This is a genomic window from Candidatus Melainabacteria bacterium, from assembly GCA_003963305.1.
Taxonomy (GTDB): Bacteria; Cyanobacteriota; Vampirovibrionia; order Obscuribacterales; family Obscuribacteraceae; genus PALSA-1081.
This window is the reverse complement of sequence record RXJR01000006.1, coordinates 275,562-285,170: the sequence shown is the minus strand read 5'-3', so window position 1 is coordinate 285,170 and position 9,609 is coordinate 275,562. Positions and strand designations below refer to the sequence as shown.

10 protein-coding genes are annotated in these 9,609 nt (G+C 52.0%); 8 read left to right on the top strand and 2 right to left on the bottom strand.

Going from position 1 to position 9,609, the window contains the following annotated elements:
- The coding region (locus EKK48_08870; GenBank protein ID RTL43845.1) for a hypothetical protein at positions 1 to 114 on the bottom strand (114 nt) is incomplete at its 3' end.
- A gap of 146 nt (positions 115 to 260) precedes the next feature.
- On the opposite strand from EKK48_08870, the gene EKK48_08865 reads away from it, so the two are divergent.
- From EKK48_08865 to EKK48_08830, 8 genes are all read left to right on the top strand, one after another.
- Positions 261 to 908: a response regulator transcription factor gene (locus EKK48_08865; GenBank protein RTL43844.1), complete on the top strand. Its 648-nt coding sequence runs from the start codon at positions 261 to 263 to the stop codon at positions 906 to 908.
- Positions 905 to 2,422 (top strand): hypothetical protein, encoded by a 1,518-nt coding sequence (locus EKK48_08860; protein RTL43843.1) that lies wholly within the window; start codon positions 905 to 907, stop codon positions 2,420 to 2,422. The genes EKK48_08865 and EKK48_08860 overlap by 4 nt, the downstream gene beginning before the upstream one ends.
- A 210-nt stretch (positions 2,423 to 2,632) precedes the next feature.
- On the top strand, positions 2,633 to 3,445 hold the full coding sequence (locus EKK48_08855) for a hypothetical protein (GenBank protein ID RTL43842.1): 813 nt from the start codon (positions 2,633 to 2,635) through the stop codon (positions 3,443 to 3,445).
- Between the two features lie 249 nt (positions 3,446 to 3,694).
- The gene (locus EKK48_08850; protein ID RTL43841.1) at positions 3,695 to 4,639 is read left to right on the top strand and encodes a hypothetical protein; all 945 of its coding nucleotides are present in this window, start codon (positions 3,695 to 3,697) and stop codon (positions 4,637 to 4,639) included.
- 257 nt (positions 4,640 to 4,896) lie between these two features.
- The gene (locus EKK48_08845; protein RTL43840.1) at positions 4,897 to 5,109 is read left to right on the top strand and encodes a biotin/lipoyl-binding protein; all 213 of its coding nucleotides are present in this window, start codon (positions 4,897 to 4,899) and stop codon (positions 5,107 to 5,109) included.
- 40 nt (positions 5,110 to 5,149) lie between these two features.
- A complete protein-coding gene (locus EKK48_08840; protein ID RTL43839.1) occupies positions 5,150 to 6,112 on the top strand; it encodes a hydroxymethylglutaryl-CoA lyase in 963 nt (320 codons plus the stop codon).
- A 21-nt stretch (positions 6,113 to 6,133) separates the two neighbouring features.
- Entirely contained in the window at positions 6,134 to 6,946 is an 813-nt protein-coding gene (locus EKK48_08835) for an enoyl-CoA hydratase (GenBank protein ID RTL43854.1), read from the top strand.
- Between the two features lie 2 nt (positions 6,947 to 6,948).
- The gene (locus EKK48_08830; protein ID RTL43838.1) at positions 6,949 to 7,623 is read left to right on the top strand and encodes a molybdenum cofactor guanylyltransferase; all 675 of its coding nucleotides are present in this window, start codon (positions 6,949 to 6,951) and stop codon (positions 7,621 to 7,623) included.
- Positions 7,624 to 7,709: 86 nt separating this feature from the next.
- Here EKK48_08830 and EKK48_08825 read toward each other — a convergent pair whose 3' ends face one another.
- Entirely contained in the window at positions 7,710 to 9,584 is a 1,875-nt protein-coding gene (locus EKK48_08825; GenBank protein ID RTL43837.1) for a serine/threonine protein kinase, read from the bottom strand.
- Positions 9,585 to 9,609: the final 25 nt, after the last annotated feature.

Sequence of the window (9,609 nt, the reverse complement as noted above, 5' to 3'; positions counted from 1 at the left end):
TTCGATGAGCACCATGAAAAGTCCGAGACCGATGGTCAGCGGCGGAAATATGTAGTGAAACATAATTGTCAGCGCGAACTGAACGCGTGACAAAAACACAACGTCTAATTGCATGGGACTGCCCGATTGTCTTGCGGCTAAACTCTAACACCTTTCTCTGTCGACTTTTATAAAAAACCATCCTAAACCCAGTGGCGGCGAGGCTCGGCGCTTTACAAACGCAATCCGCCTGTGCCGGTACTGGAAGCTCTGGTCTGGGTATGACCATGTGTGTCAAGCAGGCTGGAATGATGAGTCGAATCGGTGTGTTGATTGTTGAAGACCATCAGGTCACTCTCGAAGGTCTGACTTCCGGGCTATCGAGAGAATCTGATATTGATGTGCTTGGTACCGCCACAACATCTGATCAGGGCTTGGAGATGGCTGCCGCTCTGAACCCCCAGATCATTCTGTTGGATCTGCACTTGCCGGGCTCGACCGGGCCCAGGACGACTGTCAACTCATTTTGTTCGGTGACCGGCGCCAATGTCATCATCTTTTCAGGCGAAAATCGTATGGCGTTCATTCAGACAGTGCTTTCAATGGGCGTTGCCGGCTATCTATTGAAGTCGGAGAATGTCGGCACCGTGGCTGATGCCATGCGACAGGTCATGAACGGAAAGAAACCGGTTCTTTCAAGCGAGCTGGTTTCCGGCGAAACTAAGGTGACGCGCTCGGAGCAGGAAGTACTAAAAATGCTGGCTCGCGGCATGAAATACAGTGAAATTGCTGAGCGCAGGCAGGCTTCTCCCGCTACGGTGCGTAAACAATGCGAACTGCTTTTGCTCAAACTGGGGCTCGAAAGTCGTGAGCAATTGATTGCCTGGGCGGTGCAAAGTGGATATGGAAATCTCGAGTTAGAGCCGTGAAGCCAATCTTAGATCGAGCCCTGGACGAAGTTTTGAAATACCTCATCGAGGTAATGCCACCTCCGATGGCTGATAAGCTCGGCATTACCGAGCGAGTCGATCGTGCAAATTCGGTAAACAAAGTTGGCACTGATTCGGGGCAGTGGGGGCGTTTCAATCACATTCGCGAATATTCGAGCGAAGATATGGGACGGCGGGCGCAGCAATCCATCTATCAGTCGCTCTGGTTACGCGAGCTGGCTTTTCGAATGGTGCCGGGTCACAAAGATTTGATTCATGGTCCGGAGGAATTTGCAGGCGAAGAGATCGAAGAAGCAACTCGCAGTTTGATGGCGCTTTTATCAGCCACCTTGAAAGGTTTGGTGCTGGAATTCAACGAACTGGTGTCAGATGTGCCGGAGCTTGCGCCATTGCGTCTCAGCACAACCGACGTGAGCGAAGTGCGGGAAGACTCTCCTTATCAGACACAGGAGAATGGCTCACCGGCTGCGCCGATGGCGACACAAAGAAAGTCCATCTCTTATCTGCGCTGTCGAGCCTCATCTTCGACCTGGAGTTTATCAATGCGTGGAACGCACGGGCGCATCGAGTTTTATCTCGTGCCTGTGCTGGAGATTTTTAAATTCTCTCGCAGCGAGACGCCGGGGCGATTGAAGAGTGTTTTGCAGATGAACGATCGAAACCAGCCCGGTATCTGGTTTATCGATGCATTGCCGGCTGATCCGGATGAGCTTTATTATCTGGTGCGGAGTCTCTTTAAGACACTTGTGTTCGCCTCGGCGCAAGGCTTGAAAGATGAATTGATCGGCACGGCAATCTTCGACAATTTAGAAGGAGCCGCTTTGCGAGCAACTGTGCGGGAACTTCTACTGGCTGAGCAAAATATGGCCCAGAAGATTGTCAGCCAGCAAGAAGAAATTCAGAATCGCATCGCTCGTGATTTGCACGATGCTGTCATTGCCGACATTATGACATTGAAGCGTCAGCTTAGCAGCGACAGGCGCATTCAAGATTCTGAGCTGAGTGCCGGGTTGGATTCCGTCTCTCAAAAACTGCGTGAGATCTGTCACGATCTGGCTCCTCGAGATCTCATTGATTGGGGGCTGAAGACTGTTATCGCCGATCTGCTGGCGCGAGTCGAACAGCGCATCGGCATCGACTGCACCTTTGAATGTGAGCGAGATTTGCCGGAATTTCCATATCCAGTGCAGCTTCACATCTACCGCATCGTGCAAGAATCCCTTACTAATATTGAAAAGTATGCTGAGGCATCGCGAATCATGGTTTATATCGAAGTTTCTGAAACCATTGTCAAATTCACAGTCAAAGACAACGGCAAGGGTGTCGATACCAGTGATGTGGAAGCACGAAAAGCAATCGAGGGTGGCACCGGCCAGAGCGGAAACAAAGAAAGAGCTGAGATGATTCGTTGTTACTATCCGGCCAGGCTACGTTTCGAATCAGCAGAGGGAAAGGGATCGACCACAACTCTTGAAATACGCTACAATGTTTAAATTATGAAGCAATTCTCATAATTCTTAATGGTTCGATCTGGTCAGCCCATGGCGCCTCCGAGGATTTGTACACGATTGCGTTAATACCAAATCGTCATATACAAGTGGGAGGCTCGAAAAGCATAATAGATGGGTACAAATTGAATGAGGGCGCCGCTTAGCACACAAGTATGTGCAGGGCCGGATCGAGTCTAGAAGGAGGCAGTGGCGATGTGGGATAAGAAGAAGGGGGGCTCAGGCTCCGGTAAAGATGCCCCCAAACCCCGCGATCCCAAAGAAACGCGTAAGTTTTTAGACAACCATCCGGCGCGACAGAGCGGAATGCCTCGCAATGTGGACAGGGTAGGTTTCGAGACGGGCGGCGCCGTGGGCGACATCTCGGCAGATGAGCGCGAAGCCGCGCTATCCCGTCAGATTCTGGTGTATCACGAGTCTCAAAATGCCGAAACCGGCAATGACTGGATGTATAAGCTCAAGGAAGACTCGATGCAGTACCTGGCCGAGAAGCGCGGCATCGATCTGCAGCAGATTTATCGTGAGTCAATATACAAGAAGGGCATAGAGACACTGATCGACAAAATCTATGGACTCTTGCAGCGTTATCAATTTGAGTTCAACCAGGTCGCAGCCGGCACTGAGTTGCATGTCTCCGGCACCATATCCGGTGATGTAACTGAGGTCACCCGCGCCAACAAATTGCGCGAAGCGCAGGAGACTAAGACATACTTCCGCGCACGTCTGTCGACGCGCACGCATTCCCTGGTTTTGAGAGGAAAAGACGACGCCATTGAATTTTATCTGCTGCCTGTGAATAAAGTCATGGCATTGAGTAAGTCAGAAGTTGATTACAAACCACTGGCGCGTATTCAGGTCAAGATCTCTGAGCTTGGCATGATGTGGCGCATGTCTGATGCCAACCCTTCTGTCGATTCTCTTGACGAACTCTGTATGTGGTTGTTCAGCTCCCTGATTCAAGCTACTAAGTCGGCTGCCGTGCAGGACGATAGTTCAGCCACCGGCTGAGGCTTGCCAGGCGCTCAGACGATAAAATTACAGTCGTCGACATTTTCGTTCTGCTGGACCACAAGACTGCACCGCAGGCAGTGCTAGATAGCTTCTTCGTCTCGCGCTGAGTGCGCTTGTTGCATCACAAATAGTGATGTTTTGGCGCGGCAAACGGCTCGGGGGTGGTTAAATTCCCTGTTAGGTGGTAAAAAACTTGTAGCGTCGAGGCGCTGGACGCGCTGATAAGCGGATGTAAGGAGCTTGCACATGCCCAGTTTGGAGATGTTGAAAAAACTGCTGGATGAGTTCTCCGAGAAGGAGGCTCACACTCGCGAAGAAATCAATGTCATCACAGAGCAAATCGGTGAGCTGGAGAAGCGCATCTTGACCTCCCAGCAAAAGCTGAGCACGGTCGCGACCGATCGTGAAAAGGTTCGGGCCATGCAGGCTCGATACAGCGGCGGTTCGACTTTGACCCCTGGTACACCTCTTGTGGGTGCCAAACCAGCTGCCACTGAAGTGCCTGCCGTTGAAGAGCCGAAAGAACCTCGCCCGAGACCAGGTCGAGCCGGTTCGGCTGCCGCGACCCCTACTCCAGATGCCATACCGGTAGCGCCGCTCAATGTTCGTGCTTCGTCTACTCGCATTCCTGCCATGACGCCGCCTGAGACGCCGACACCGGCTGTCGAGACCGCGGCGGCAGCAACGTCAAGTCTGTTTCTGAACCAACCAGAAACCCCGGCTGCTCAACCAAAAGCATTCTCCCCTCTGGACATTTTCGGTGCTCCAGACGAACCTCAGCCGACTCAGCCTGAGGCGCCTGTTTCGACACCCGGCGCGCCATATAGTGCCGGTGTTTCGTACGATTATCAGAATCCTCAGCCGACTGAGCCTGTGCCAGCCCCGGCAGCGCCTGCTCTGGCTCCTCCAGAAACCCCGGCTGCCCCAGCCGCCACTTCGTCTAGTGCAGCAGCGATGGGAGAAGTGACGACTTCCTTTTTCACCCCGATGGGGTCGACCGAGGCTGCCCTGCAACCTTCAACACCTCTTGCTCAGCCTGACCCTGCCGCCCAGCCTTCGCTGTTTCTCGACCCAACCAAGCAGGCGGCTGCTCAGTCTGATGATGGTGCGCAGGTGCAGGACCTTGACGATGATGAGCCGGACGATACTGTCAAGAGTATCAACGACGCTCTGCGTGGACTGTTCCGCTAGCTGATCGTGCGTTAGAACCAAATAACCGAATAGATTTCCGATAATTGCCGTCTTGTTTCGTTGATTGAAAAAAGTTGGTCATGAGGAGATGCTGATGGTGAGCCGCTTGGCCAACGATAGTGAGTTGCGTCAAATCTGACCGGCTGACTGAAAGCATTAAAACAGTCGTCATTTCAAGTTCCGGCGTCTTTGATAACATTGAGCCCGAGGGGCTTTAGCGCCTCTCGTTCCCTATTCACGTCAAACGAAAGAAAAACATGAAGCAAGTGACATCAATGATGGCGGGCGTTGTACTCGAGATACTGGTCAAGCCTGGTGACCAGGTTTCAGACGGGCAGGAAGTGGCTATTCTCGAATCGATGAAAATGCAACTGCCGGTGCAGTCCAGTCTGGCAGGCAAGGTGAGTGCCGTCAAAGTTACCAGCGGTGACTTCGTCAACGAAGGCGACGCGATTTTAGATCTCGAATAGTTGAAAGGCGACCGGCGATGCCGGTTGTGATGGTGACGGCATGTTGGAGCATCTACCTGAGAGAGTGCGTGTTGTTGAAGTCGGTCCACGAGATGGACTTCAAAACGAAGAGAAGCATGTCGCCACCGCAGATAAGGTCAAGCTAATCCACGCCCTCGCTGATGCTGGTCTGAAGTCGATTGAAATAACATCATTCGTCAGTCCCAAGTGGATTCCACAACTGGCTGACGGTCTCGATGTAGCGCGTGCCGTTCAGCTTCCCGCCGACATCACTGTTTCGGCGCTCGTGCCTAATTTGAAAGGATACGAGTCTGCACAGGCAGCCGGTTTGAAACAAATTGCGCTCTTCATGTCGGCCAGCGAGTCGCACAGCAAGAAGAACATCAATAAGAGCATCGCAGAAGCTACGCATGCTCTGAGCGAAGTCGCTCAACAGGCGAAGAAAGATGGCAAGTCCATCCGCTGTTATATATCAGTCGTGTTTGAGTGTCCGTATGAGGGACCGGTCGACCCGGCTCAAGTCGTGCGCATCGTCAAAGATGTTGTTGCCATGGGCGTTGACGAAATCTCGCTTGGCGACACCATTGGCGCTGCTACTCCCAATCAAGTCGTTGCCCTGATCAATCTTTTGAAGAAGGAAGTACCGCTCGAGAAGATGGCATTGCACTTCCACGACACGCGCGGAACCGCTCTGGCTAACGTTCTTGCCGGGCTGGACGCAGGCGTGGCAATCTTCGATTCCAGCCTGGGCGGCCTGGGTGGTTGTCCGTATGCTCCTGGAGCGGCAGGCAATCTGGCCACTGAAGACCTTGTCTACATGCTGCACGGACTGGGTGTCAAGACAGGAATTGATCTCGACAAGTTAGTTGACGCCGGTCAGCTGGCTGAGCAAATTCTGGGTAAAGAGCTGCCCGGTCGTTACTTGAAAGCGACACTGGCAGGCCGGGCGAAACAAGCCAAAAAGGCGGAGATGCAGGCACAAGCGGCGAAAGCCACAGCATAGGTGGACAGGGGCATGACGACAATGACCGAAGTTAGCGATAAGGTTCTGGAAATTGAACGAGAAGAAGGTCTCGTTTGGTTCAAGCTCAACCGCCCTAAAGTAATGAATTGTTTGAATCGTGAGTTGCTGCGCTCGATTCTTTCTGCTTGCGAAGAGTTGAAAGATGACCGCTCAGTTCGTGTGGTCGCGGTCGTTGGTTCTGGTATCAAAACTTTTTGCGCCGGCGCCGATTTGACAGAGCGCAAAGGCATGAGTCAGGCTGAGGCGATCGAATATTTGCTCATGATCCAGAAGACAATGAATGCGCTGGAGCAATTGCCGCAGGTTGTCATCGCTGGTATTAATGGCTCCGCATATGGTGGCGGTACCGAGTTGGCTCTGGCCTGTGACCTGCGTGTAATGGCTGAAAATGCCTCGCTGCGTTTGACTGAAGTAACGCTTGGAATCATCCCCGGAGCTGGCGGAACCCAGCGGCTGCCGCGCTTGATCGGCAAATCAAAAGCCAAAGAGATGATTTTGACCGCCGCACCTTTGACTGCCCAGCGTGGATATGAATTGGGACTGATTCACCGTGTCGTGCCTGAAGCAACTTCGGGCGATTTCCATCAACCGTTGATGGATGAGATTCGTAAATGGGCGAAAGATATTTCGTCTGCTGCACCGCTCTCTCTTAAGCAGGCAAAAATCGCCATTGATGAAGGTTTCGACCGAGACCTGGAAGCCGGTCTGGCTCTCGAAACAAAGGCCTATCTGCAGCTTCTGAACAGTAAAGATCGACTGGAAGGTTTAGCCGCTTTTGCAGAGAAGCGCAAACCCGTTTACACCGGTGAGTAGAGATGCAGAACCTTAATCACGTCATTCAGTCACCAACGCGCGAGGCTCTGCCGCTGCCAGTAACAGCGCTTGTTTTGTGTGGTGGAAAGAGTCGTCGCATGGGGCGCCCAAAAGCGTTTCTTCCCTTTGAGGGAACGACCATGGTCAACCATGTTTTAAATCAGGTGCGTGATCTCTTCGCCGAAATCTTCATTGTCGCCAATGAACCCGACAACTATGAAGATCTTGGTGTTGACGTGGTCAAAGATATTCTGCCTTACCGCGGACCTTTAGGTGGAATTCTATCCGGATTGCTTGTCGCTAAGCACGAGTACGTTTTCGTGATCGCCTGCGATATGCCCTTTGTCGATAAGCGATTGATTCGTGAAATGACTGCGGCACGGCACGGCAGTGATGTCGTCGTTCTCACCCATGATCTCGGCGTAGAACCTCTGCTGGCTCTCTACTCAAAGAATTGCATCAAGCCCCTGGAAGAGTCTTTGTTTGCGGGGAACCTGAGTTTGCAGGAGTTTCTCTCCGGATTGACAGCTCAATCTTTCGATTACGATGAAAAATCTCACGGGGCGGAATTGCCCGCCTTCTTCAACGTAAACACACCACAGGATTATTCGCGCGCCATCATGGGCGCAACGGCGGCTGCCGTGCATCCGTTTCCGGCGAAACGCCAGGTTATTTGACAGCTGCGAACCAGCTCAATCGCATCGAAGCGAATGAAGCGAAGTCAATCGACAGGTTCTCTCTGCATCGAATCTTCAGTGTGCGTCTAGAGTGGCGGGGCGACCTCGCTGCTGTGCCGATGTTGTTTGACGTAATTCAACATATTTCTAGCTTGACTTGTTTCGTTCATTTTCAGCAACAGTGCTGCGTGGTCAGCAAGTGTGGCCAGGTAGACAGGAGTATTGTCTCCCGAGATGTGCTTCCTGAGCTGCTCTGACAGTTTGAAAACCAGATCTGCTTCTGTGAAACGCTGTTGTGCAACAAGCGAGTTGGCCAGGAAATGATAGTACTTCGCACATTCTAGTGTCTCAAAGTCTTTTGTTTTGCGTGCTTCATCGAGTGCATGTCGATAACTTATCTCAGCATCTTTTGGCTTGTTTTCGGCACTGTAAGCCCGTCCTAGACGATAGTAAAGTTCCGCCTTGTCAAAAGTTCCCGGTGCAATTTCACCAATCGCAATCGCCTGTCTGAAGAGTTGAATCGCTTTTGGATATTTCCCCATGCGGAAGTAGCAGTCACCCTGTCTGCCGACATAGGATGATTCTTCGATTGATGGCTTGCCCTTCAGGTCAGTGGAAATTAGCTCCTGTGCCTCTTCGTAGAGATGCAAGGCGCGCACTGTCTGGTTGTTGTCTTCTTCATTGTCTGCCATAAGCAAATTGAAATCTGCAAAATTAGAACGCACAAACGCCCTGGTTGATGCAGTTTCATTAGACTTGTCCACCAGGCTCATCGCTCTCACGTAGCCCTGTTCAGCAAAGTCGTAGCGTCCCCTGCGCAAGTTGTTGTTGGCTTTGTGCAAAGTGCGTTGCCATTCCGGCATGAAGATGACCGGCGCCAGTGCATAGAGGGAAGCGGCTGTTATACCCAGCCATGTGCCGATGAAAATTGCCAGGGTGTAGACTAGTATTCTCTTGCGTACAGGCTTTCTGTTGAACCAGAGCTGGCTCCTGGTGCGGTTTGGAACGCCGCCCGATTTTATCAACTGGAGGTCGTTGCGCAATTCCTCCATGGTTTGATAGCGCTCTGACGGTTTCTTCTCGAGTGCTCGCATGACTACATTCTCGAGGGACGGCGGAATTTTCAGTCGCCGATTCGCTCCGTCCATCGGGCTCGGGGCTTCGTTTATCTGTTTGTACATGGTCTGAATGGCGTTAGTACCAGTGAAAGGCGGCTGCCCTGTCAGCGCTTCATACATTACGCACGCCACAGAGTAAATGTCAGAGCGCGCATCTACTTCTCGTTGCCCTTCGCATTGCTCCGGGCTCATGTACATGGGGCTGCCAAAAACTTCTCCCGTTTGTGTCAACTCGTGCTCAGCCTCGCCATGACCGACTATCTTGGCGATGCCGAAATCTACGATCTTTATCTGTGGCGCACCAGATGCGGTGCGAGTGAGAATGATGTTGCTTGGTTTGATGTCGCGATGAACTACGCCCTGTGAGTGTGCGTATGCAAGACCATCGCAGATTTGCTCGAATAATTCGATTACGAGCACTGAATTCAAAGCTCCGTCACGCAATAACACGTCGAGCAAACTCACACCCTCGACAAAGTCCATGACCAGATAGGGCGCTCCTTCAGCCGTCAAACCATAGTCGTGAACCGACACCAGATTTGGATGATTGAGAGAGCTTGCCGCTTTCGCTTCGATGTCAAAGCGGTTGAGGGCAGTGTTGTTTTCCAGTGCTGACTGTTTTAAAACTTTTATCGCTTGAATCTTGCCCAGAGCGGTGTGCTGGGCTCTGTAGACCGAGCCCATGCCGCCTTTTCCCAGGAGCGACAAGACCTTGTAGCGGTCTCCAATTACCGTTCCCAAATAACGGTCTTCAGAATTTGCTATCAAGGCGAACTTCGGTCGATCATCGGTCGGCACAAAGCCGCCAGATGTATCGTGTGTTTGAGACACGAAAGAATCCATATACAAAGATATATGCGTTAGTAAA